This window comes from Stutzerimonas stutzeri (genome assembly GCF_002890895.1).
In the GTDB taxonomy this organism is placed as follows: Bacteria; Pseudomonadota; Gammaproteobacteria; order Pseudomonadales; family Pseudomonadaceae; genus Stutzerimonas; species Stutzerimonas stutzeri_AB.
The window spans coordinates 69,260-94,067 of record NZ_POUL01000005.1; the positions used below are offsets into that span (position 1 = coordinate 69,260).

Here is a 24,808-nt window from a genome sequence, read left to right on the forward strand (position 1 = left end):
CTGCGACGCCACGGCTATCGGTCAGGTCAGATCAGGCCGCGCCAGCCCTGTGGTGTTGCGGCTGGTGAGCACGCTCGCACTGATCGATCACGGCGAACACCTGCTGCCACATCTGCTCTGACTGTTGCTTGAGTTGTTCGGTACGGGCCTGGATCAAAGTTTGGATCCGCGCCGCATCGTCTGTGATCAGGTCGATCTTGCGCTTGATTTCCGCCTCATCGGTGGTGACCTGAACCAGCCCTTCGGGGAAGCCATAGTCTTCAAACAGCATCTGATACTTGTGGCTCCAGCCGGTGGCCAGCGCCGGAACGCCTTGTGACAGCGCGCTGACCAGGCCATGAAAGCGGCTGCCCAAGGTGCCGCTGCAGGCGCCGAGGATGCCCTTGATCTCCAGCGCGCCGCTTTCCTTGACGATTGGAATGCCGCCCACCGCTGCGGACAATTCGTCAGCCAGGCGCTGATCGTCCTTGCCTTCGTGCACCAGCACGAACGGCTTGGCGCCTTTTTCCAGCAGGTACCGCGTGCAGCTGATGAGGAAAGGCAGGTAAGCCTCGCGCGTCTTCTGGTCCGTCTTATCGAGCATCCGACAATTGGGCACGATGCAGAAACGGTTCTGCTCGGTATCGAAGCCTTGCGGCAGCACGCCGGTCATGAGGTTGGTGAAGTCCGGCGATTGCTTGATCTTGGCCTGCTCACCCACCAGTTCAGTCAGGTGTTCGTAGGACACGCGCTCGCGCGGGAAAATCAGGTCGACGTTTTCGACCACCGTCTTCATCGCCGCGCGGTTTTTCTCGGACTTGAACGGCCCCAACGCCTGCGGCAGCAGGATCACGCGGGTGCCGTTCTTCTTCCAGCGCCGGGTCGATTGCGCCAGTTCCGCGCAGGGATCCTCGCCCCATTGATCGCTGTAGGCGAAGCCCGCCGCGTCAACGACCACGTCGACTTCCCTATCCAGCACCACGCCGTACATCTCGCGCAGCGGGCGCGGGGCGAAGTTGGCGAGGGTGCCCCACTGTATGCCGTAGCGCCACAGCCAGGCCTTGGGGTAGAAGCCCAGCTGCACCAGCTTACGGAACGGTTGTTCGGCTTTTTTCGGGGTCGGCGCCATGACGAAGGTAGCGTCGGGATACCGGGTCCTCAGCTTCTGCAGCGCCGCGTGCAACATCAGCTCAGCGCCTTTATTGACGAAGCCTGCCTTTCTGATCTCGATAATCATCGCTTACCTCAGTTGTATACGATCAAGTCTTTCTCGGTCTTCTTGTCCGAATAAGGAATCCCTCCCGTTGGATCGGCATAGCCCACCGCCAAGAGCATCACGGTGCGCTCCTGATACGTTAGGCCCAGTATTTTCGCCAGTTGGCGTTCTCTTTCTTCAACGTCTGGCCAGTTGATCGAGCAGCTCGACAACCCCAGGCTTTCCAAGGCCAGCATCAGCTGCATCGCTGCCAGCGAGCCGTCGATATAAACCACGTGGCGGTCGCGTGCTTCCGGGTAGCAGCCGAGGTCGCCGACCACGGCAATCACGCAGGGCAGGTTGTCGTGAAAACCTGCGGTGCCTCCGGCGCACTTGGCGACCTCGGCGGCCTTTTCCTTGCCGTTGCTGACATAGAAACGGAACGGTTGGCGGTTGCAGGCCGATGGCGCCAGCGCGGCGGCCCGCACCGCCTGCTCGAGCAGTTCGTTGCTGACCGGCTTGTCCTGATACCAGCGCACCGAGCGACGACGGCGGAACAGCACCATCAGCTCGTCATAGCTGACCGGGCACTCAGGCAGCTGGCTGTGCGGGTAGGGCACGCAGCGGTTGGTGTCGTCAGGCGTCTGGGTGCTGGTGAAGGCGCGCTTGGCCGAGTCGATGCGTGGCGTGCTGCCAACGGCGGAAAAATAGTCGGTGAGCACGTCGTTGGCCCAGCGCTGCTGGCCGTTGATGACGCCCGCCTGGTTCGCATTGGCATAGCAGCGGACCGTCGGTCCAATGTAGTCCTCGGCAAAGGTGCTGCGCCGAGGGCGCATGATCAGCCCTTTCTCCAGGCGATGAACGTTGCGGCGCAGAAAGGCGTCGTTTTCGCCCTCTCCGCGCATCCGTTTGGCGAAATTCAGCCGGCCGAGCAGTACTGCGCGGTGCTCCCGGTCGAACTCGCGGCTGATCAGGCAGTAATAGACAGAGGCCAGGAATCCGCTGGAGGAAAACAGGTGGACAAGGGCCAGGCCAGTGTTGTCGCGGGTGGCCTTGATCGCGTTCTTGACGGGATCAGGCAAGGCTCTGGCGAGCGACATCAGGCTCATCGGGCGGCTCCTACTGCGTTGAATGCGTAACGGACGGGGCTGAACATCGATTTGGTCATCATGTAGAACACCGGGCGGGTCTTCTTGTGCACCAGCAGGGCAGCGTAGGAAGCAACCGCATAAGAAATGAGCGTGGCCATGGCGGCGCCTTCGCCGCCGTAGTGTGGAATCAGCAGCAGGTTGATGCCGATGTTGGCCAGCGCGCCCAGGCCCTGAGTGATCAGTGAAAACATCAGTGCGCCCTCGATCAGAATCCAACGGCTGAACGCGGCCCGCATGAAGATGAACACGCCTGCCCAGATATGGATGGTGAGGATCGCGGCGGAGTTCTGGTACTCGTCGCCAAACAGCAGGGCGATCACGGGTTCGGCGACGAGCGACACCAGCACTGCGACGGCAATGGCAAGGATGAACAGGACATCGAACAGCTGCTGGAAGCGCTTGTTGAAGAGCGCCGGGTCGGCGGCGTGCAGCTTGATCAGCTTCGGGAAGAACGAAGCGACAATGGCGATCGGCAGGAAGTACCAGGCTTCCGAGAGTTGCGCCGCAACGGCGTACACACCGACTTCCTCGGCGCCCACCATCCACTTGAGCATGACCTGATCAATCTTCATGTAGACCACCGCGAAGATCGAACCGAGGTACAGAATCCAGCCCTGGCTGAGCAACTCCTTGGCCTTGGCCAAGCTGGCTTTCCAGCTCATCAGCGAGACGGTGGTGGTGCCTTTATAGAGCAGCGCGAGAATCAGCGCCGCCATCGCGAATTGCGCTGTGTGGGCAAAGGCGAAGGCGATTACGCCAGCGCCGCTGAACACCATCAGCAGTTTGAGAGCCGCTGACAGCAGGATCGCACTGGACTTAGCGATGGCCGGGTAGCGGGCCTGCACCTGGGACTGGAACCAGTACTCCACCACGTCGAAGGTCTGGAAGAAGATGGCCGAGGCGACGATCAGCAACATCCAGAACTCGGTACCGCCGACCTCTTCGAACAGCGATGCGTAAACGAGCACCAGGACGAAACCAATGGTCATGCCCGTCAGCTTAAGCATGAACGTGGTGCCCAGCGTCTCCGGGACCTTGTCCGGCTGCTTTACCACCTCGCGCACCACCAGGCCCGCCAATCCCATGTGACCGGCCGAGGCGAAGATCGCGGTCATGGAAATGGCGTAGGCAAGAATCCCGAACTGTTCCGGTCCCAGGTAGCGGGCCAGCACGATCGCCATGAGAAAGCCCACGCCGATGTTCAGCAACCGCTCCGCCATCATCCATGAAGCATTGAACAGGTACAGTTTGAGTTTGTGGAAGAGGGTGGTGATTACGCTCATCGAGTGGCTCGGCTCCTCAAGGCTGGCTCCGTGGTGGCAAGCATTGCCTTCAGTTGCGCTGGAGTGGCGACGCACAGCAGACCGTGGTTTGCCTGGCATGTTCCGGGCGTAAACAATTGGAAATGTATCGCGGGTCCGCCGGGCAAGGCGCTGGCGAAAGGCCGTTAGAGCAGGTCGGTTTGCAGGAAACTGGCGGGCTGACAGCAGGCGAAACGGTCGGCCGGAGGCTCATCTGGGCAAGCGTGCCCCACGGCGTGGCCGACTGACGGTTACATGGGCATTTTCTGGCAGTGCTTAATCTGATGGCCTTTTCATTTCAAAAGTGGAACTTTTGCCATCACACCTGTTCTTAACCCTGCTGCCGCTGCTGGCCGTTCCCTGACCCATCTCGATGTGCCATGGAGCGCCTAGCACGGCGACCAGCCCTCCGCCTTGGGGCTGGTGCAAGGCTGCCGCGAAGGATCTCGCGAAACGTCAGGACTGACGCAAGGAATCGCTGCTGGAAGCGGCCGAAGGGACAGGACTCAGCCAGACAGAAAAGCCCCGCATCGTTTGATGCGGGGCTTTTTTGCGTCTGGCTATGCGACTAGGTTCGCTGACTCATACCGTTTCCGGGTGGTCCTGGTGGACGCTCTCGTTGCTTGCGAAGTTAAAGTTCGCCCGTCCCTTGCCTGCTCCCTTGGCCTGATACAACGCTTCGTCGGCCAGCATCAGCGCTTCAGAAAACTCGCCTCCGGACCAGAGTGCGCCGCCGACGCTGCCGCCGATGGTGATCTTTTCGCCCGCCAGCAATACCGGCTCAGCCAGCCTGGCGATGATGCGCTTGGCCGCGAGTTGCACATTGCGCACGGACTCGCCCTTCCGCAGGCGCAAAAGCAGGACGAACTCATCGCCGCCATGGCGCACCGCAATATCACCGTCGCGGATCGAGGCGGAGAGCCGCAAACCAACCTCATGGAGCAACGCATCGCCGGCGGCATGGCCAAAGCGATCATTGATCGGCTTGAAGCCGTCGAGGTCCAGGCATAACACGCCAAAGCTGCATTGAAGCTCGTCTGCTGTACGCACGGTTTCGACGTATTTCTGCAGCGCTGCTCGGTTTGGCAGTCCGGTTACGGTATCGCGATAGGCAATGCCTTCGACGACCGCCAACTGACTTCTCTTGCGGGTCAGGCTGTCCACCAGATGCCGTATCGCAACGCTCAAGGCTTCAACTTCCCGCGTGCTTGTCAGTAACGGGATGCGGACATCAGCTCCCTCGGAAATACGAGCGGCTGCGTCAACGATCTCCTTTAGCGGTCGTGTGATCATGCCCGCAGCAAACCAGCCAATCGCTGCGAAGGCCAAGGACAATAGGGCGCCCCAGGCAAAGATTTCGTTGCGCAACTGGCGTGCTTCGGCAAACGCGAGCTTAACCGGCTGACGGGCAATGACTGTCCACCCCAGTCCCGGATAGTCTTCGAAGCCCAGGCTTTCGGCAAAACCGGTCAAGTACTGCGTGCCGTCTGGCCAGTGCACAACAGACCAATTCTGCACGGGCCGATCTTCGAGCCTGATGCCAATGGGCTTGCCGATCATTTCCCTGGGGCCGAGCAGTACCGTCCGGTCTTTGCTGACGACGAGAAACTCCAGCCCGGGCAAACGCTCCTGCAACGGTTCAAACAGTGACCGGCCCACCTCGTCAGCCCACTCCCAGGACAGATGGGTCGCCAGCACGCCTACCAGCGCCCCGGCGGCGTCGCGCACCGGCATGCTGATGTCGACAAACTTCATCGCCTCTCCCGACAGATTCGGGAGCAGCTGGGCCAGGAGCACCGCTTCGTGGACATCGCCGATAAAAGTGGTTTCCAGCCCGTTGGTGAATACGGGTCTGGCCGAAATATCCACGCCCTCCAGCAAGCCGTCGGTCGACGCTACGACCTTGCCGCTGGCATTGGTGAGACCAATCCAGGAGTAGCTCGGAAAGTGATCGCTCAGATCATTGAGAAGCGCGCGGGCTTCGCCAACATTCTCCGGATTGCGAAGCGCCTGTAGCTCACTGAGCACAGCCAGTTCCTGGGAGCGCCCGCTCATGTCCCGGTCAAGGCGATCAACCATGGAAAATGCAGCTTCTCCAAGCTGCAAGCCTGTCCATTCCTCCAGGCGCGAAATGGAAGACTCACCAATGGCGGCGCCGAAGATGCAGCTGAGTACAAGGACAACCGAGGCGACAACGATTGCGAAACGAGCCCGCAAGCTGCGTAGAGGAGAGTTAAGCATCAAGCGCAACCGTGAGAAATTAAGTCAAAACGCCATTGTCTGCCCGGCGTAACACGCCGCTATGTCGGCCTCGGGTCTGGATTCTTCAATAAAATCAATCGTAGCGACCGATTTACGGGCTCTCGCGCGAAGCCCCGGCACGCCGCCGATGAGGCCATTTCGTCCCGAGCGCTGCATGAAACAAAAAAGGCCCACCATGCGGTGAGCCTTTTCTGTTGTTTCGTATGGTGCCGGCACCAAGAGTCGAACTCGGGACCTACTGATTACAAGTCAGTTGCTCTACCAGCTGAGCTATACCGGCTAAAAGATGGGCGCCATTATAGCCATTGCTCGCGGCGAGTAAACTGTTTGTTGCCAGTTGTTTGCATGAGTTTTCTCAGGTGCTTGCACTTGGGTGCTCGAACTCGGCAATCAGCATCAGATTGCGAGGCGTCAGCTCGGCTGGGCAGAAGGTGCCCAGGCGTATCGCATAGCCGTTTTCGGACAGCAGCAGCGCGCGGTCGAGCAGCAGCCAGATCTCTAGCGGCCGCCGAAACAGGCCGCGTAACAATTCCAGATTGCGCACCTCAGCGAGTCGTTGCCAGCCGCGTTTTTCGAGCGCGTCCCAGTTCTGCTCAGGTGGCTCGGGTAGTTGCTTGAGGGCCGCCAGGTCGCGGCAGTAGTGGGCGAAGCTTTTTTTCAGCCAGCTGCTGGGAAGTGACGGTGTGGGCAGGTATTCGTCCTTACTACGCAGATCACGCTGGAGCAGGTCGAAACCGAGGCGCCAGGCCATCGATTGATCACGCTGACGGCGTTCGCGTGCGCCGGCGGTCACGGTTTCGCTGAGGGGTAGGCCAAGATCGTCGCGTGATAACTCAAGGGCGGATTGTCGCGCGAGGGATGACATGGGCTGGTAGCGATTGGTCTGGATGCGGTTGTAGCAGCAGGGCGCTAGCGCCAGCTGGCGACAATGTTGCGCAATGCTCAGGTCGATCAGTCGAACATGCAGATCGCCGCAAGCATGTAGCGCCACTGGCGTCATCGTCGGATCGATCCTTGATGACGCGCTGTCAGTCATCACGTCCTGCTGACAGTGGGTCGCAACGACGCCCAGCTTCTGACTGAGCTGGGTTCCGGCTGTAACCAAGGCCTTATCCCACTCGAGACAGGTCAGCCCGCCGCCGCGACTGGCCAGTTGACGGCCCAGGTGGCCCTTGCCCGCACACCAGTCGAGCCAGTGCTGGGGTGTTTCTCTGAGCCTCAGCGCTGCACCGAATGCCTGGATCTGCTGCCATTTTCGCCCCGGTACATCGACCGATTGCCGGGCGTCAGGGACGGGCGTCGACGAGGTGGGTAACTCATCCATCCAGCTCAGGGCGGCGGCCTGCGCAGCAAGCTGAGGAAATGGGGCGGGCGCTAGCAGCTGTGCAGGCTGGTTGTGCGCGACTTCAGCATCTTCCAGCGAGCGGCCCCGCAGCCAACAGGCAAGCTCGGGGAGCTCAGCTTCCCAGGCAAGGCGCCTATGAGTGAAGGGGCGCGGACGCCACAACGCCTGGTGCTGCAGCAGGAACTCGTCGAGTCGCCGAAAGCGCTCTGCCAGTTGTGCGTAGCTGAATGAGGTCGACATGAGGGTTCGGCGATGGCGGGTTCATGGCTATGATCGCGCCGAAAGCCGCTGCCGAAAAGCCAGACGCCCGTCAAAACGGGCGTCTGCTTGGGGCTATTGACCGTAGATCTGTTCGGGTAGCCAGGTAACCAGCCCCGGGAACTGGTAGGCAATCACCAACAGCAGTAGCTGAATCAGGATGAACGGCAGCACACCTTTGTAGATCGTGCTGGTGGGCACAGATTTTGGCGTAACGCCGCGCAGATAGAACAGCGCGAAGCCGAAGGGTGGCGTGAGGAACGAGGTCTGCAGGTTCAGTGCGATCATCACGCCGAGCCACACTGGATCGAGCCCCATGGCCAGCAGTACTGGGCCGACGATCGGGACGACCACAAAGGTGATCTCGATGAAGTCGAGAATGAAGCCCAGCAGGAAGATCACGACCATGACCAGGAAGAAGGCACCGAGCACGCCACCTGGCAATTGGGCAAAGACGTCTTCGATCAGCACTTCTCCGCCGAAGCCGCGGAACACGAGCGAGAACAGCGAGGCGCCAATCAGGATCAGAAACACCATGGCGCTGATTTCAGTGGTGCCATAGGCCACTTCGCGCAGCTGACCGAAGTTCAGCTTGCCCTTGTAGAGCGCCAGGATCATCGCACCTAGCGCACCCAGCGCCGCGGCCTCTGTCGGTGTGGCGTAGCCGGCAAGGATGGAGCCGAGCACGGCGCTGATCAGCAGCAGTGGCGGCACCAGAGCGTTGATCAGCTTGCCCCATTCGATCGGGCCCAGCTCTTCCTGCGGCAGTGCCGGCAGTTTCTTGGGTTGAAAGATGGCTACCGCGATGATGTAGAGGATGTACATGCCGACCAGCAACAGGCCGGGCAGTAGTGCACCGACAAACAGATCGCCGACGGAGACGGTCTTCGGCGAGAAGATGCCCATCTTCAGCTGCGCCTGCTGGTAGGCGCTGGACATCACATCGCCCAGCAGGACCAGCACGATCGACGGCGGAATGATCTGGCCGAGTGTGCCGGTGGCGGCCAGAGTGCCTGTCGAGATGGCTGGATCATAGCCGCGGCGCAGCATGGTCGGCAGCGCCAGCAGACCCATGGTTACTACCGTGGCGCCGACAATGCCGGTGCTGGCTGCGAGCAATGCACCTACCACGCAAACGGAGATCGCCAGGCCGCCACGCAGGGTGCCGAATAGCCGCGACATGGACTCGAGCAGGTCTTCGGCCACTCGACTCTTTTCCAGCATCACGCCCATGAACACGAACAGCGGGACCGCCAACATCGTCTGGTTGTTCATGATGCCGAACAGGCGGTTCGGCAGGGCGCTCAGGTAGCCGCCGTCAAAGGTGCCGGTGATGATGCCGAGGCCGGCGAACAGCAGTGAAACGCCGCCAAGCGTGAACGCCACCGGGTAGCCGGCCATCAAGGCCGCACAGATGCTGATGAACAGCAGTATTGCCATCAACTCAGCCATGCTTCACCTCCTGCTCAGGCAGGCGTCCAGCCATGGCGTAGCCAGCTTTTATGATCTCGGAAAGGCCTTGCAGGATGAGGCAAATCACCAGCACGAGGATGATGCTCTTCTGCAGGTAAACGAATTTCAGCCCGCCAGACTCGCTGGAGCCTTCCAGCGTCGCCCAGGAGTTGGCGACATAGTCCCAGCTTGCCCAGCCGAGAAACAGGCAGACAGGCAGGAGAAACAGCAGGGTGCCGAGCACTTCGACCAAGGCCTGGTAGCGCGGGGTAAAGCGCTGGTAGAAGATGTCGACGCGGACATGGCCGTTGCGTTGCAGCACCCAGGCAGCGGCGCCCATGAACACCAGGGCATGTGCGTAAAGGACGGCTTCCTGCAGCGCAGTCGCGCCGATACCGAATCCGTAGCGCAGTACGACGACCACGGCGGTGCCCAGGACGAGGAAAAGGGTCAGCCAGGCGCAGGCCTGTCCGAAGCGGGCGTTCACGGCGTCGATGACTCTGGCGAGTCCGAGCAGTGGAGGGGCATGTTTCGACATGGCAGATCCTTTATTGTTATGGCCAGGCGGCCGGCGATTCTAGGCGGCTGTGCGAACGTGTCGCAACCGGCAGTACTACGTACGTAGTGCCTGTACGTAGTCACGGTGCTTGAGTGAGAGATAGCCATATGATAGCTAGAACTACCTGATTTCGGGGTTCCGACATTCAGCATTACAACAACAAGGAGTGACTCATGAAACGTCGTCAAATTCTGGCCGCCGCTGGCGTTGGTCTGGCCGCAACCGCACTGGCCGGTTGCAATAAGGAAGCCGAAACCGCAGCCAAGCCCGAAGGCACAGCAAGCACCGAGAAATTCAACTGGAAGATGGTCACTTCCTGGCCGAAGAACTTCCCCGGCGTGGGCGTTGGCGCTGAGAATTTTGCCAAGCGGGTCAACGAAATGAGCGATGGCCGCCTCACGGTCAAGGTCTACGCTGCAGGTGAGCTGGTGCCGGCACTCGAGGTATTTGATGCGGTTTCGCGCGGCACTGCCGAGATGGGTCATGGCGCGCCCTACTACTGGAAAGGCAAGGTTCCGGCTGCTCAGTTCTTCTGCGCTCTGCCATTCGGTCCCAACGCCCAGGAAATGAACGCCTGGCTGCATCGCGGCGGTGGCATGGAACTGTGGGAAGAGGTCTACAAGCCGTTTGGCGTACTGCCCATGGCCTGTGGCGCGACCGGTGTACAGACCGCCGGCTGGTTCAACAAGGAAATCAAATCGGTAGACGATTTCAACGGCTTGAAGATGCGTACCCCCGGCCTGGGCGGTGAAGTACTGACCAAGATGGGCGGCACCGTAGTGAACATGCCGGCCGGCGAGATCTTCACCGCGCTGCAGACCGGTGCCATCGACGCCACTGAGTGGATTGGTCCATACAACGATCTGGCGCTGGGGCTGCACAAAGCGGCCAAGTACTACTACACGCCGGGCTGGCAGGAGCCGAACGTTACCTTCGAACTGGACGTCAACCTCAAGGCTTGGGAAACCCTGCCGGATGATCTGAAGGCCATCGTTCGTTCCGCGGCCCGTGCAGTCAACGGAGACATGCTCGACGACTACAACGCGAAGAACATGGAGGCCATGGAGCAGCTGCGTGAGCAGGGCGTTGAAGTTCGCCGCCTTCCCGACGAAGTGCTGGCCCGCCTGAGGGAAGTGGCTGCCGAGGTGGTCGACGCCTCTGCCGCAGCTGATCCGGTCGCAAGCAAAGTCTGGGAACAGCAGAGCGCCTACCTCAATCGCTTGTACGAATACGCCGAGCTGAACGAGAAGGACATCTACAACATCCGCGGCTGACCCAACAAACCGCACCAACAAAAACGCCGCCCCATGGGCGGCGTTTTTTTGTTTGCGCGGACTTAGCTCTCCAGCGTCGCGTCCAGGCTGATCTGTGCATTGAGCACGCGCGATACCGGGCAGCCTTCCTTCGCCTGGTTGGCGATCTGTTGGAACTGCTCGTTGTCGGCTCCAGGCACCTTGGCCTTCAGCGTCAGGGCGATGGCGGTAATGGAGAAGCCTTTGTCATCTTTGTCCAGAGTGACTTCGGCGGTGGTGTTGATGCGTTCGGCAGTCAGTCCCGCCTGACCGAGCATCATCGACAGGGCCATCGAGAAACAGCCAGCGTGTGCTGCGCCAATCAGCTCTTCCGGATTGGTGCCAGGCGCACCTTCGAAGCGGGTGTTGAAGCCGTACGGATTGTCCTTAAGCGCGCCACTTTCGGTGCTGATGGTGCCTTTGCCGCTTTTCAGATCACCTTGCCAGACGGCGGATGCGGTTTTCTTCATGGAGTTCTCCGGATGCTGCGAGTGGACGAATGGCGATGCGTTCTGCCGCTTCAGTGCATGCGGAGCGACATGCCGGCCGGCTGGCCGGCATCGCGTCACCTAGTGTTGTTCGGCTGCAAGGATGGCGCTGGCCAGCTGCATGTCGCTGGCTTCCAGTTGCGGTTGCTCGTGGCGTAGTTTGACGAGCATCGCTTCGAGATAAGGGCCACGGAGGGCACCATCGCTGGCCACAAAACTGCTGGCGTCTTCGCGTGCCGCAGCGACCAGCTTGTCGTCGCGGAACGTCATGTAGGTGGAAGCGGTGGTGGCGCCCGACGACAGAATCTGACGAACGAAGCCGTCATCCGCCATCGCCGCGCTAAAAGGGATACAGCTCAGGGTAACGGCTGCCAGAATAGTTTTGCGCATGATGGATGCCTCTGCTTGATCCTCCATTAGAGAGTGCGCAGCGATCAGCAGAGTTCCTTGGCTCTCCGCTCTTGGGGCTATCCGCTGCGCTCGATCAGTTGGCGAACCTTGGCGCCGAGCATGTCGATGCTGAAAGGCTTGGCCAGCATGTCCATGCCGGGGCCGAGGAACTCGCCACGGACCTGGGCATTGGGTGCATAGCCGGTGATGAACAGCACGTGCAGGTCGGGTCGGTGCTGGCGAGCAATCTCGGCCAGCTGACGCCCGTTGATGCCGGGCAGACCGATATCGCTGACCAGCAAGTCGATACGTCGCGCGCTCGTCAGGTGCGGCAGTGCGCTGTTGCCATCCACCGCTTCGATGACCTGATAGCCGAGCTCTTGCAGCACCTCGACCACCAACATGCGCACCGCGGCTTCATCCTCGACAACCAGCACGGTTTCGTCGGCCTCGGCACCGCTGACGGCTACCGGTTTGCTGGATAGCTCCTCGATATGGGCCGCCTGTGCCCGGTTGCGCGGCAGGAACAGGGTGATCAGGGTGCCTTGTCCCGGTGTGCTGTCGATGCGTACGTGGCCGCCAGTCTGTTTGACGAAGCCATAGACCATCGAAAGCCCAAGGCCGGTGCCCTGGCCGATAGGCTTGGTGGTGAAGAACGGGTCGAATGCCTTGGCTACCACTTCCGGCGGCATACCCGAGCCGTTGTCGGCCACGCTGAGGGTGACGTATTCGCCGGGTTCTGGACCGTCTGGCTGCGAGCTATTGATCTGTACCGAGCCGGTTTGAATGATCAGCTTGCCGCCCTCGCTCATGGCATCGCGCGCGTTGATCACAAGGTTGAGCAGGGCGTTCTCGAGCTGGTGCGCATCGGTGTAAGCCAACCAGGGGCTTTCCTGCAGGCGGGTGTCGAACTCGATGTGCTCGGCCATGGTGCGGCGCAGCATATCTTCCATCGACTCGACCAACAGGTTGACGTTTACCGGTTGCGGGTCCAGCGATTGGCGCCGCGCGAAGGCGAGCAGGCGATGGGTCAGCGCCGCGGCGCGGGTGGCCGAACTGGCCGCCGCATCCACGTAGCGACCAAGATCGTTTACCTGACCATTGGCGACTCGGCGCTGGATCAGGTCGAGGGCGCCGAGCACGCCGGTCAGCATGTTGTTGAAGTCGTGAGCGAGGCCACCAGTCAGTTGGCCGATGGCTTCCATCTTCTGGGCATGGCGCAAGGTGTCCTCGGCGCGTTCCCGTTCACCCATTTCCAGATGCAGCAGATGGTTGATCTCGGCCAGTTCACGCGTACGCTCGGCGACGCGCCGTTCCAGATTGTCGTTCAGCTCGCGCAGTGCTTCTTCTGCGGTGACCTGAGCGGTGATATCGGTGTTGGTGCCGAACCAGCGGGTCACCTGGCCGAAATCGTCGCGAATGGGCACTGCACGCGCAAGGAACCAACGATACTGCCCGCTCTTGCCGCGCAGGGGGAAAGTCTCTTCCCAGATCGAGCCGATTGCCACGGCGCGCTTCATCGAGGCGCTGACGCGCTCGTGGTGGTCGGGGTGATGCACCGAGCGCCAACCCAGGGCCCGCATGGCTTCCAGCGTGGTGCCGGTGTAGTCGTACCAGCGCTTGTTGTACCAGTAGATGCGGCCCGCGGGATCGGCCATCCAGGCAAACTGACTCATGTTGTCGGCGAGGGTGCGGAACTGCTCCTCGCTGGCGCGCAGTGCACTTTCCGCGCGCATCCGCTCATCGGCCGTCCAGGCACGGTCAGCGACTTCGCGGATAAAGGAAATGTCATCTTCGGCCCATTGCCGCGGTCGGTCCTGCAAGAGAATCAGGGCAGCGCTCAGGACGCCCTGCTCCTGCAGCGGTACGCAGACCAGGCTTTGAATGCGCCGCAGTCGCAGGCTCGCTGCTTGTGCGGCGGTCCGTGGGTCATGCAGCACGTCTTCGACCACCACCAGCTCGTCGTGCTGCAGGTCGTAGATAAAGTCACCGTAGTCGGCAAAGCACATGCGCTCGCTGTAGTCACCCAGAGCGCCGTCGCTCCAGTAGCGCTCGACGGTGGCGTACTGTCCGCCCGGGTCGATGGACAGAAAGGCGGCGCGGGTCACCTGCAGCGTAGTGCCCAGTGCGCGCACGGCAGCCGTGACGATGGTGACGCTGTCGGGTTGCCCACGCAGCAGATCGCCCAGCTCCATCAGTACCGATTGGCGCTGCTCGGTGATCCGGCGTTCCTGTATCTGCTCTTCGAGCAGCGCGTTCATGCGTAGCAGTTTCAAGGCAGCGTTGCGTTCGGCGGTAATGTCTCGGGCGGTACCGAGCAGGCTAACCCTGCCGTCGCCGTCGATCAGCCGGCGGCCACGGTTGGCCAACCAGCGGAACTGCTCGCTGCGCTCGTCATATACCCGGTAGTCCAAGTTCAACTCGCCGCCGCCGACGCCGTCGAGCGCATTACGAAAGGCCGCTATGAGGGTGTGCCGGTCATCCGGATGAACCCGCGCAAGGAACTGGTCGACCGACAGCGCTGGCTCGTTCGGCCCCAGGTTTGCGAGCATCTTGAGTTGCGCATCCCAGTGCAGGCGGTTGTGCTCGAAATCGTATTCCCAGACGCCGATTGCAGCAATTTCGTTGGCCAGGCTGACGCGCTGTTCGGCTTCCAGCAGGGCCGAGCGCGCGCGTGCCCGGTCGGCGGCGGCACGGATGCGCTCGACCACTTCTCGTACAAACGAAATATCGGTCTGGCTCCAGGCTCGCGGTTGCCGGCTGCCGAACAACAAAAAGGCGCAGTTGGCCGTTTGCTGCAGCAGTGGCGCCAGCAGCAGGCTGCGATAGCCGAAATGCTCATGCAGAACACCGAAACGGCCGTGGCAACCGGCCTCATCGAGGAGGTCGTCGAAGGGCACGATCAGGCCCTGCGACAACCGTAGGCGCAACGGTTCGGCACCGGCGCCCATCGTGTGAGCGGTGCGCGGCTTGCTGACAGCCTGCGGCCAGTACTCATCGACGATCAGGTTATCGCGCTCGTCGAGATGTCCCTGATAGATGCACTCCGCCCCCATCAGCTGGGCAAGCCGCTCGGCCATCATGTCAGCCAGCTCGATGCGGCTGCTGCTGTCCTGGAGCTGGTCGCTGAGCTCCAGCAGATAGGATTGCTGGGCTTCACCGCGGGTTCGTTCGCTGATGTCGGTAAAGGTGCAGATCGCACCTTGCAAAACATTGTCTTGGTACAGCGGGGCGACCCGGTACTCGACGGGCAGGCTGCTGCCGTCCAGACGAAAGAACAGTTCGTACTCGACGTGTACCGACTCACCGGTTTTTGCCGTGCGTTGAATCGGACACTCTTCGATTGGGTAAGGCGAGCCGTCTGTGTGACTGTGGTGGATCAACGGGTGCAGCTGCCGGCCAAGCACCTCGTCCTTGCTGGTAAAGCCGAGCAGCTTGACGAACGCCTCGTTGCAGAGCGTGACCAAGCCTCGCGTGTCGATGGAATAGAAGCCTTCGCTGGCCGCATCCAACAGGCTGCGGGTGAACGCCTCGCTTTCCAGGCGCTTGATCTCGGCCAGGCGACGCTCGTGAATGTCCTGCGCGACCAATACCCAGTGCAGCAGCCGGCAATCGCAGTCATAAACGGGCGCCCCGCTGCCCTGGAACCAGCGTGAGCTGCCGTCGGCGGCCAGCAGCGGGACTTCGAAATTGCCGGCCTGGCCGGATTTCAGGGCGCCTTGCCATTGCTGCAGTATGGCGTCGCGGTGATCCGGCGCCACGGCCGACAGCCAGCCCATGCCGGCCGAGGCTTCGGCGCTCATCCCGGTGAAATCGCACCAGTAGCGATTACAGAAGATCAGCTGCCCGTCGGCATCGCACTGCCAGATCACCTGAGGGCTTAGGTCGACCAGGGCCCGGTAGCGCTCTTCGGCTTGGCGGATCGCTGCTTGCTCATGAAGACGTTCGGTCAGGTCGCGCAGGATATGCACGAAACCCAGGTGCTGTCCGTGATCATCCTTGAGCGGCATCTGCACGCCGCTGGCCCAGAAGCGGCTGCCGTCCTTGCGCACATGCCAGCGTTCGTTCATTGCCGAGCCGTCGCGCGCCGCAGTGGCCATTTCCTTGTCAGGCACGCCGCAGGCGATGTCCTCCGCTACGTAGAATCGCGCCGCGTGGCTGTCGACGGCCTCGCACGATGGCCAGCCGAGAATGCGTTCGGCGCCCTGGTTCCAGCTGGTGATGACACCCTTGGCGTCGGTGGTGAGGATCGCGTAGTCCACCGCGCTGTCGATGATCTGTCGGTTGCGCTCGTTGGCTTCACGGCTGCGACGCAACTCCAACAGCGCCATGACCTGGCGGCCCAGGGCCTCCAGATGGGCGGATTGGCGCTCCGACAGCTGCCGCGGCTTGCTATCGAGAACACATAGCGTGCCGAGCGGCAGGCCCTCGGCGGTGCGCAGTACCGCTGCGGCATAGAAACCCGTCATGCCGTTGGCCAGCGGCTCGTGGGTCAGGTCTTCGATCACCAGCGGTTCTGTGCACCCGAGGGCCCGGGAGCAGAGTGCTTCGTCCCGAGGGCGGTCGGCGCCCGCGACGTTGACCGAGGCCTTTACCCATTGGCGGTCCTCGTCGACAAACACGATGGCCGCGCTGGGACAGGCACATAGCTCGGCAGCAAGCTGTACCAGATCGTCGAATGCCGCCTCGGCGGGGGTGTCGAGAATGCGGTAACGCGCAAGCGCTGCCAGTCGGTCAGCTTCGTTCCAAGTACTGCTTGTATTTTTTTTCTTCAAAACGTCTGCTCGGCTATCCGTGGCGGCAACGATCTTGGTGTTCCAGACTGCGTTGACCGAGCGCCTGCAGCGGCGAGGCAATGGCGTAAGTGCAGGCGGTTGTTGCTAGGCAAGATACCTGGGTTCGACCCCAAGGCAAGTAGACATCGGTCGACGATCAATCTGCCAGAGCCGCTGGTCTGGTCCTGAGCGGTAGCTCCCAGCTTATTGTGCTGGGCTGGCGTTAGTGCTCATCAATGGCCGGGATGGCGCGCAACATGGCGTTGCGATCGGCTGCTTGCAACGCTGCGAGCAGCTTTGGGTCACGGTGATAGACGTCGGGGCGATAGCGTGGCAGGCCGGTGCGGTCGGCTTCGGCTGTCCAGTAGGCCAGGAGTATCGGGGTGGTTTCTGCCGGGCGGTATTCATAGGTCAGGCCGGTTTCAAGCAATTGGTTAACGCGCTCGTGTTCGTCCTCGTTCAATAAAAGATCGACCAATTGCATCACCGATTCGACCCTTACACAGCCCGAGCTGAACGCCCGCTGCGAGCGTGCAAACAGGCCTTGGCTGGGCGTGTCGTGGAGGTAGATGGAGTAGGGGTTGGCGAAACGGATCACCACCCGGCCCAGCGGGTTGTCGGGCCCGGCGGCCTGGCGCAGCAGGATCCGCCCCGGATTGCTCCAGTCGACAGTGGCTGGGTCGAGTACCTGACCCTGATAGTCCAACACCTGCATGTTGTGTTGCGCGAGGTAGTCCAGGTTGTCGCGGATCTGCGGCAGTTTATCCTCGCGCAGGATGGTCGGCGGTACCGTCCAGGTCGGGTTGAGGGTGAGGCGCGTGACGGTCGACTTGATGGACGGGGTCTGCCGGGTATCTCGGCCGACCTGGATGCGCGCTTCCCATTGAGGGCTGCTGTCGCGAAAGTAGATCACCCGTCCGCCGGCGATATCGACCAGCAGCGAGCGCGGCTCGATGTCGGCCGATAGCCAGCGGAACCGCTCCAGATTCACCCGCAGCTGGTTCAGCCGATCGGCTGGAGTGGCATTCAGTTCAATAAGGGTGTCGGCACCGAGGATGCCGTCGTCCTGCAGGGCGTGACGGCGCTGAAAAGCCTTGAGCGCCTCCACCAGTTGATCGTTGTAGCGATCATCGCGGGTGCCCGGCGTGACTGCCGAAGGGGGCAGGTAGCCGTCGGCGCTTAAACGATGCCGCAGTTGGGGAACACGCGGGTCCAACATGCCTGGGCGCAAGGTCTGGCCCGCGGGGATTGGTTGCCACTGGGGCTGGGGTTGATCGCGCAGCTGCGCATAGGCCTTGCGCAGGTTGTTGTATTGCTCCAACGACGGACGCGCTTTATTGAAGGCGTGCTCGAGATGCTCCAGCCCTTCGCTGGCGATCGCCATCAGCTGCGCCTCGGCCTGTAGTGTCCCAGGTGCATCAGGGCTGTGCCAGACGGGCTCGATGCGGTCTTGCGGCAGGCGACCCTGCGCCAGGTGACCCAAGGCCGACAGATAGGCGTGGCTGGCCAGTACATCGCTGCATTCGCGGTGCAGCGGATCACGGGTGGCGGTGTGCATGACCCGACGAATGGTTTCGGGATGGTAAGAAGCAGGTTGGAGCCCATCGTCCGCCAGCGACTCGAGCTGGGCCAACAGCGCGTCAATCTGCGCATAAGAGGTCCACAGCAAGGCAAAGTGGTTGCGTCGGTAGAGCTCGGAGAGCCGCGCCAGAGCTGTTTCGTCCACGTTGGCCAGAGGCTGCCCGCACGCCGTCGGAAGGTTCTCCAGGACACCCTGAACTGGGCCGGCGGGCTCTACTGCGGGTTCCGCCATCGCCAGCCATGGCGCCAACAACCAAGCGAACAGCAGACTCGATGTATGTTTTTTGTACAACGCTTCACTCCTGGCGGTCCCGCCGACTGCTAGACTCCGCCGCTGAACAAGCCGCGGTGCCTGAAAAAAACATGGCCCGTTCAGGCTACTAGAACACGATGTATCAGACGACGTGGGAGCGCTTCAGGTCCCGTCTGATTTAATTTCGCTACTTTTTGATTGTTTGGGCCTGGTAGCGAGCAGGTGGCGTCGGTCGGCAGGGATGATCGGCATTGGCGCCCGCCGAGGTTGATCTACGAATGATGGTTTCGCTTCGCCGCCTCTGTCTGGCCGCCGGCTTGCTCTTGTCCATGCCGCTGTTGGCCGCTCCGCCTGCTTATCAGCCGCTGGTGGACGATCTTTCCCGCGTGGCACCAACGCTCGATCCGGTCGTGTTGACCCATGCTGTCGCGGCTATGCAGTGCGCTGTGAATCATGGCGCGACGCCGGCTCAACGGTTAGCCGTCATCGACTTTTCTCTGCCTTCCTCGGAGCGCCGACTGTGGATTTTCGACCTGCAGCGTGGGCGTTTGTTGCTCAAGGATTTCGTCGCTCATGGCAACGGATCGGGTGAAAACCAGGCCACGCGTTTCTCCAATGTGGAGGGCAGTCATCAGTCGAGCCTCGGCCTGTTCCGCACCGCCGAGAGCTACAGCGGCAAGCATGGCTACTCGCTGCGCATGGACGGGCTCGAGCCCGGGGTGAATGACCTGGCGCGCGAGCGGGCCATCGTCATCCATCCGGCTGACTATGTGAACCCGGCCTGGATCGCGACGCAGGGGCGTATCGGTCGCAGCCAGGGCTGCCCAGCGGTTCGCCCGGAAGTGGCGCGCATGGTGGTCGACAGCCTCAAGGGCGGGCAATTCATGTTTTCCTGGTACCCGGATCAGCAGTGGTTGCAGTCGTCGGCTTACCTCAACTGCGAGTCAGGCCAAGTGGCGACGCTGGTGGCGTCGAGAAGCGGCAACTAAAAGGTTCTGCTGCCTTAAGAGCGGGGAGGGCTTGGAGGCTGGCTTTGCCCTCACTCAAAGCCGTCCCGCTATTTCTGCTCGCTTTGCGGCGTGACCCTGAGAACCTCTTCCAAGGTTGTAAGGCCCGCTGCGATCTTCTGCGCGCCGGACAGCCGCAAGCTGTGCATGCCGTCCTTGAAGGCCTGGCGGCGCAGGGCGATGAGATCGGTATCGGCGGTGATCAGCGGCTTGATCGCATCGTTGAGCAGCATGATCTCGTAGACCCCGGCGCGGCCGCGGTAGCCCGTGTCCCGGCATTCGATACAACCCACCGCCTGTTGCGCGTGGCTCGGCAACGGCGCGTTCCAGGGTTTGGTCAGGGCCTGCCAGTCATCCGCATCCAGCTGCACCGGTGCCTTGCAGTGCGGACATAACGTACGCACCAAGCGCTGCGCCATGACGCCCAGGAGCGTCGCCCTAAGCAGGTAATGCGGTACGCCCAGTTCCAGCAACCGCGTGATTGCCGATGGCGCATCGTTGGTATGCAGAGTCGACAGCACCAGGTGCCCGGTCAGTGCCGCCTGGATCGCCATTTCCGCCGTTTCCAGATCGCGAATCTCGCCGACCATGATGATGTCCGGATCCTGGCGCATCAGGGCGCGCACGCCGCTGGCGAAGGTCAGGTCGATGTTGTGTTGCACCTGCATCTGGTTGAAGGCGCCCTCAATCATCTCGATCGGGTCTTCGATGGTGCAGACGTTCACTTCCGGCGTCGCCAGCTGCTTGAGGGTGGTGTAGAGCGTCGTCGTCTTGCCCGATCCGGTAGGGCCGGTGACCAGGATGATGCCGTTGGGCTGGCCGGTCATGCTCTGCCAGCGACGCAGGTCTTCGGCGGAAAAGCCCAGCTGGTCGAAGCCCTTGAGCAGCACTTCAGGGTCGAAGATTCGCATCACCATCTTCTCGCCGAAGGCGGTCGGCAGGGTCGACAGGCGCAGCTCCACCTCGCCGCCATCCGGCGTCTTGGTCTTGACCCGGCCGTCCTGCGGCTTGCGCTTTTCAGCGACGTTCATTCGCCCCAAAGACTTGAGTCGGCTGACAACGGCCATCGCAACCTGCGGCGGAAACTGATAGACGTTGTGCAGGACGCCATCGATGCGGAAGCGCACGCTGCCCTGCTCACGACGCGGTTCGATGTGGATGTCACTGGCGCGCTGGTCGAAGGCGTACTGGAACAGCCAGTCAACGATGTTCACCACATGAGCGTCGTTAGCGTCGGGCTCCTGATCACTGGCGCCGAGGTTCAGCAACTGCTCGAAATTGCCGGTCCCGCTGACCTTTTGATCGTTGGCAGTGGCGCCGCTGACCGACTTGGCCAGGCGGTAGAACTCGACGGTGAAGCGCTGCAGGTCGACGGGATTGGCCACTACCCGCTTGATCGGTCGCTGGAGCACATGGGTGAGGTTGGCTTCCCAGCTTTTCACGAAAGGCTGGCTGCTGGCGATGGTCACTGCCGAGCTGTCGACCGCCACCGCGAGGATCTTGTGCCGCTGGGCGAATGCGTAGGACATCAGCGGGGTGACCGCTGCGACGTTGATCTTCAGCGGGTCGATGCGCAGATAGAGTTGCCCGGCCTGCTCGGCGAGCCAGACGGTCAGTGTTTCGAGATCCAGCTTCTTGCCGGGGCGAGCCAGATCATCGAGTTGCTGAGCGCCGAGAAATTCCAGCGGATGCTGCTGGCTGTTTGCCGAACTGCGCCGCAGGGTCATGCATTGCTCGGCCGTTTCCTGCGACAGCCGCCTCTGCGCGACCAAGTCACGCAGCAGGTCATTGAGGTCGAGGAAGCGATCCTGGGCAGGCGAATTCAACACGGACATGGGCTCTTCGGTCGTGGCGGGTACGAGGAGCAAGCTTGCCGATAAATCAACGCGCTGTCTGCCGTGCGGTCCAACTTTACGTGATGTCGGGCTGGGCCGAATTGGACGGCACGCGGTGACCCGCCGACCGTGGCGGGGCTCGCTACTTCGCCAGTCCTTCACCTAGGGTGAAACAGGCATAGGCCGAATGCCAGCGGAGCCTCACGGCGCTATTTCGTTAGCAGCTTCCAGGATTTGAGCGTCCAGACCACGCGAGCCTGCTCTACGCGAGCCTCAAGCAGCTCGTCATCCAGTGGCGGTCCTGCCAGTTCGTTCAACTTGGCCAGTTCGCCGAAGAGACGGTCCGCTTCCGGCAGCTCCAGCGTGGTGCGGGCCAGGTGCAGCCAGACCAGCAGCCGCTCCATGCGCGGCCGCTGTTCGGCGAGGTCCTCGGGCTGTTGCTGGTAGCGCAGCAACTGCAATGCCTCGGCTTCCTCGCCCAGCAGGCGTGGCAGCCAGTTGCCCAGCTCGGCTGCGCCCTGGCGGTTGCCGCGGTTGTTGCGACTGGCGGTCCAGCTGCGCTGCAGCAGCCAGAGTGAGGCGTTCAGCGAGAACATGCCCCAGCGTTGCGCAGACAATTCAGCGGCAAATCGTTCAGGCGCTGCCTGGCGCACGCTTTCATCGTCGCGTCCGGCTTCGACCTGGGGACGCCAATCCTGGATCAGCGCATCGAGTTGTTCGCGCAGCTCGCGACTGGTGGCGCGCGGAGCGGCCTGACCGAGGCTGCCCAGCAGGGCGCGCAGTTCGACCAGTTGCTGCAGCCATTCGCCCAGCAGTTTCCAGTGGCCATTGAAACGGTACTGTTCGGCCAATCGCTGGCTATTACCCAGCAGCTGCCAGGCCAGTGCGGCAAAGGCGTCGTCCAGCGGCATGGTCGCCGCGAGCGTTGGTGCGGGCAGGCTCAGCGAGTAGCTGTCGGCGTCATACAGGCGGTAGCCGCGCTCGGCTTTGCTGATGTCGCAAGGCATCAAGGGGAGATCGGTGGCCAGCTCGGCGGCTAGTTCCAGCAGGGCCTCGGGTTCGCCTTGGCGCAGCTCCAGCTCCAGCTCGCAGATTTCCTCGCTCCGCTTGCCGACCACGACCTTGCCCAGGTCCAGCGCCGCTTCGATCACCACCTTGGCCTTGCCGCGACCCCAGGCGATTTCGGCTTTTTCGCGGACGAAGTCCGTGGTGAAAATCGGCTTCAGGGTTTTCTTGTCCAGCTCGGCCAGGCTCGCGGGCCAACACTCATCCGCGAGTTTTTTCAGGTCCAGCTTGGCCTTGTCCAGGTACCAATCCCACTCGTTACGCTCGGACAGCCCAGCCACGCTCTGGCCGCGGCTTTTCAGCGTCTGAATGAACTGCTCGCCGTCGCGGCGCAGACGCAGCGCAACCTTGGCCTGAGCCAGGTCGCGCTCGGGGGTGTCGTAGTACTGGTTGAACAATTCGTGCCGCTGCCAGCCGCTCTTGTTGCGTTTCTTCAGCAGCGGATGCTCACGCAGGGCCGCCAGGGTTTCGCGACTGACGCGCAGTTTGATTTCGGTTTCTTTCTGCATGGTGCCGAGATGATGCCTATGTTTGAGTGTGACCTACGTCACTTGGTAGCGGCCCTTTGAGGTCATCCGTATACTTGCCGCCTTCTGAAGCCGGGGTGCTCCCTATGCCAATCAATCCTTTCGTCAGCCTGTTCGGACGTTCGCCCATCGGGCCGATGCAGCAGCACATGGCTAAATCTCACGAATGTGCCGCCAACCTGGTACCGCTGTTCCAGGCGATCACAGCCGAAGATTGGGAACGGGTCGAACAGATCCAGAAAGAGATGGCCCGACTGGAAAACGAGGCCGACAAGCTCAAGAAGAGCGTCCGTCAACATCTGCCCAAGAGCCTGTTTCTGCCGGTTCCGCGCTCGGATCTGCTGGAGCTGCTGAGTGTACAGGACAAAATTGCCAACCGTGCCAAGGACATCGCCGGTCTGATGCTGGGCCGTTGCATGACCATTCCGCCGGCCCTGCAGCCGGAAATGATGGCCTTCGTGCAGCGCAGTGTAGACGCCAGCTGCCAGGCGCTGAAAGCGCTGAAGGAGCTGGACTCGTTGCTGGAAACCGGCTTTGCCGGCCGTGAGGCCACGCTGGTCGAGAAAATGGTCGAGGAGCTCGAGGAAATCGAGCGCGAAACCGACCGCATGCAGATCACGGTTCGCCGTGCCCTGTTCAAGCTGGAAAAGGAATTGCCTCCAGTCGACGTAATGTTCCTCTACAAAATCATCGAATGGATCGGTGACGTAGCTGACCGTGCCGAGCGAGTCGGTAACCGTCTGGAACAATTGCTGGCGCGCTGAGGCGCCAGCGTCTTTTCTGGTTCAACAGGTAATTCCTTATGTCCTTTATCGCGGAATACGGCTTCGTACTTCTCGTGCTCGCCTGTGCTTTCGGTTTCTTCATGGCCTGGGGCGTAGGCGCCAATGACGTGGCCAATGCCATGGGCACCTCGGTGGGTTCCCGGGCGCTGACGATCAAGCAGGCCATCATCGTCGCGATGATCTTCGAGTTCTGCGGTGCCTACCTGGCGGGTGGCGAGGTCACCGAGACCATCAAGAACGGCATCGTCGATGCGGAAGTCATATCGCCCGATCTGATGGTGCTGGGCATGATGTCGGCGCTGCTGGCAGCCGGCACCTGGCTGATGATCGCCACCATGAAAGGCTGGCCGGTTTCCACCACGCACTCGATCATCGGTGCGGTGATCGGCTTTGCCGCGGTCGGCGTGTCCACCGACGCGGTGCATTGGGATGCCATCGGTCCCATCGTGGCCAGCTGGGTGGTGACACCGATGCTGTCGGGCATCGTCGCCTTTGGCCTGTTCATGAGCGTGCAGAAGCTGATCATCAATACCGATGATCCCTTTCTCAACGCCAAGCGATTCGTGCCGCTGTACATGTTCCTGACCGGTTTCATGGTCGCGCTGATGACCGTCACCAAGGGCCTCAAGCATGTCGGCCTGACGCTGAACGGCGGCCAGGGCATCCTCCTGGCGTTCGCCATCGGCGTCCTGGTGATGCTGGTCGGGATCGCGCTGCTGTCGCGGATCAAGCTTGATGTCGAGGCCGATCGCACCTTTCACTACGCCAGCGTGGAAAAGGTCTTCGCTGTGCTGATGATTTTTACTGCCTGTTCCATGGCCTTTGCCCATGGTGCCAACGATGTGGCCAACGCCGTCGGCCCGCTGGCGGCCGTGGTCGGGGTCATCCAATCGGGCGGCGCAGCAGAGGTTGCTGCCAAGTCGGCGGTGCCGGGCTGGGTACTGCTGCTGGGCGCTGTGGGTATCGTCATCGGTCTGGCCACCTATGGCTACAAGGTGATCGCCACCATTGGTAAGGAAATCACCGAGCTGACTCCCAGCCGTGGCTTCGCCGCAGAGTTGGCAACCGCAACCACGGTCGTTGGCGCGTCCGCTATCGGGCTGCCGGTCTCGACCACTCACACGCTGGTTGGCGCCGTACTCGGTATCGGCATTGCGCGCGGTATCGGCGCGCTTAACCTCGGCGTGGTCGGCTCGATCTTCATGTCGTGGCTGATCACCCTGCCAGCCGGGGCGATCCTTTCGATCATCTTCTTCACCATTCTGAAGGCGATCTTCGTCTGATCTAGCCGTCGCCGCAGTTTTTACC

17 protein-coding genes and 1 tRNA gene are annotated in these 24,808 nt (G+C 61.7%); 4 read left to right on the forward strand and 14 right to left on the reverse strand.

All coding sequences use genetic code 11. The features are described from left to right. Positions 1–31: 31 nt before the first annotated feature. From CXK96_RS10855 to CXK96_RS10890, 8 genes are all read right to left on the reverse strand, one after another. Complete coding sequence (locus tag CXK96_RS10855; protein WP_102836479.1) at positions 32–1,216, reverse strand: polysaccharide pyruvyl transferase family protein; 1,185 nt, start codon at positions 1,214–1,216, stop codon at positions 32–34. A gap of 8 nt (positions 1,217–1,224) precedes the next feature. Next, complete coding sequence (locus CXK96_RS10860; protein ID WP_102836480.1) at positions 1,225–2,283, reverse strand: nitroreductase family protein; 1,059 nt, start codon at positions 2,281–2,283, stop codon at positions 1,225–1,227. After that, on the reverse strand, positions 2,280–3,608 hold the full coding sequence (locus CXK96_RS10865) for a flippase (RefSeq protein ID WP_102836481.1): 1,329 nt from the start codon (positions 3,606–3,608) through the stop codon (positions 2,280–2,282). The genes CXK96_RS10860 and CXK96_RS10865 overlap by 4 nt, the downstream gene beginning before the upstream one ends. Before the next feature lie 600 nt (positions 3,609–4,208). Beyond that, entirely contained in the window at positions 4,209–5,867 is a 1,659-nt protein-coding gene (locus CXK96_RS21095; protein WP_272867944.1) for a GGDEF domain-containing protein, read from the reverse strand. A gap of 225 nt (positions 5,868–6,092) precedes the next feature. Continuing rightward, a tRNA-Thr gene (locus tag CXK96_RS10875) sits at positions 6,093–6,168 on the reverse strand. A 75-nt stretch (positions 6,169–6,243) separates the two neighbouring features. Then, complete coding sequence (locus CXK96_RS10880) at positions 6,244–7,473, reverse strand: methyltransferase (protein ID WP_102836482.1); 1,230 nt, start codon at positions 7,471–7,473, stop codon at positions 6,244–6,246. Between the two features lie 93 nt (positions 7,474–7,566). After that, entirely contained in the window at positions 7,567–8,943 is a 1,377-nt protein-coding gene (locus CXK96_RS10885) for a TRAP transporter large permease (RefSeq protein ID WP_102836483.1), read from the reverse strand. Next, positions 8,936–9,481, reverse strand: a complete 546-nt coding sequence (locus CXK96_RS10890; RefSeq protein WP_102836484.1) for a TRAP transporter small permease subunit — start codon at positions 9,479–9,481, stop codon at positions 8,936–8,938. The genes CXK96_RS10885 and CXK96_RS10890 overlap by 8 nt, the downstream gene beginning before the upstream one ends. Positions 9,482–9,675: 194 nt before the next feature. On the opposite strand from CXK96_RS10890, the gene CXK96_RS10895 reads away from it, so the two are divergent. Beyond that, positions 9,676–10,776 carry a TRAP transporter substrate-binding protein gene (locus tag CXK96_RS10895; protein ID WP_102836485.1) on the forward strand — a complete coding sequence of 367 codons (1,101 nt, stop codon included), beginning with the start codon at positions 9,676–9,678 and terminating at the stop codon, positions 10,774–10,776. Between the two features lie 62 nt (positions 10,777–10,838). On the opposite strand, the gene CXK96_RS10900 is transcribed toward CXK96_RS10895, so the two are convergent. From CXK96_RS10900 to CXK96_RS10915, 4 genes are all read right to left on the reverse strand, one after another. Beyond that, positions 10,839–11,264, reverse strand: coding sequence for an OsmC family protein (locus tag CXK96_RS10900; protein ID WP_102836486.1), 426 nt, complete (start codon positions 11,262–11,264; stop codon positions 10,839–10,841). 99 nt (positions 11,265–11,363) lie between these two features. Further along, on the reverse strand, positions 11,364–11,672 hold the full coding sequence (locus tag CXK96_RS10905) for a DUF2388 domain-containing protein (protein ID WP_102836774.1): 309 nt from the start codon (positions 11,670–11,672) through the stop codon (positions 11,364–11,366). A 77-nt stretch (positions 11,673–11,749) separates the two neighbouring features. Beyond that, positions 11,750–16,447 carry a PAS domain S-box protein gene (locus CXK96_RS10910; RefSeq protein ID WP_102836487.1) on the reverse strand — a complete coding sequence of 1,566 codons (4,698 nt, stop codon included), beginning with the start codon at positions 16,445–16,447 and terminating at the stop codon, positions 11,750–11,752. Positions 16,448–16,670: 223 nt separating this feature from the next. Further along, a complete protein-coding gene (locus tag CXK96_RS10915) occupies positions 16,671–18,320 on the reverse strand; it encodes a L,D-transpeptidase family protein (RefSeq protein ID WP_102836488.1) in 1,650 nt (549 codons plus the stop codon). 239 nt (positions 18,321–18,559) lie between these two features. Here CXK96_RS10915 and CXK96_RS10920 point away from each other — a divergent pair, with 239 nt between their 5' ends. After that, positions 18,560–19,270 carry a murein L,D-transpeptidase catalytic domain family protein gene (locus CXK96_RS10920; protein WP_102836489.1) on the forward strand — a complete coding sequence of 237 codons (711 nt, stop codon included), beginning with the start codon at positions 18,560–18,562 and terminating at the stop codon, positions 19,268–19,270. A 68-nt stretch (positions 19,271–19,338) separates the two neighbouring features. Here CXK96_RS10920 and CXK96_RS10925 read toward each other — a convergent pair whose 3' ends face one another. Together CXK96_RS10925 and CXK96_RS10930 are read right to left on the reverse strand one after the other, a co-directional pair. After that, positions 19,339–21,123: a GspE/PulE family protein gene (locus tag CXK96_RS10925; protein WP_102836490.1), complete on the reverse strand. Its 1,785-nt coding sequence runs from the start codon at positions 21,121–21,123 to the stop codon at positions 19,339–19,341. Positions 21,124–21,332: 209 nt separating this feature from the next. After that, complete coding sequence (locus tag CXK96_RS10930) at positions 21,333–22,697, reverse strand: inorganic triphosphatase (RefSeq protein ID WP_102836491.1); 1,365 nt, start codon at positions 22,695–22,697, stop codon at positions 21,333–21,335. A gap of 104 nt (positions 22,698–22,801) precedes the next feature. Between CXK96_RS10930 and CXK96_RS10935 the strand changes: the two genes are divergently transcribed. Then, a complete protein-coding gene (locus CXK96_RS10935; protein WP_045164191.1) occupies positions 22,802–23,479 on the forward strand; it encodes a TIGR00153 family protein in 678 nt (225 codons plus the stop codon). A gap of 38 nt (positions 23,480–23,517) precedes the next feature. Continuing rightward, complete coding sequence (locus CXK96_RS10940) at positions 23,518–24,783, forward strand: inorganic phosphate transporter (RefSeq protein ID WP_102836492.1); 1,266 nt, start codon at positions 23,518–23,520, stop codon at positions 24,781–24,783. Positions 24,784–24,808 lie beyond the last annotated feature (25 nt).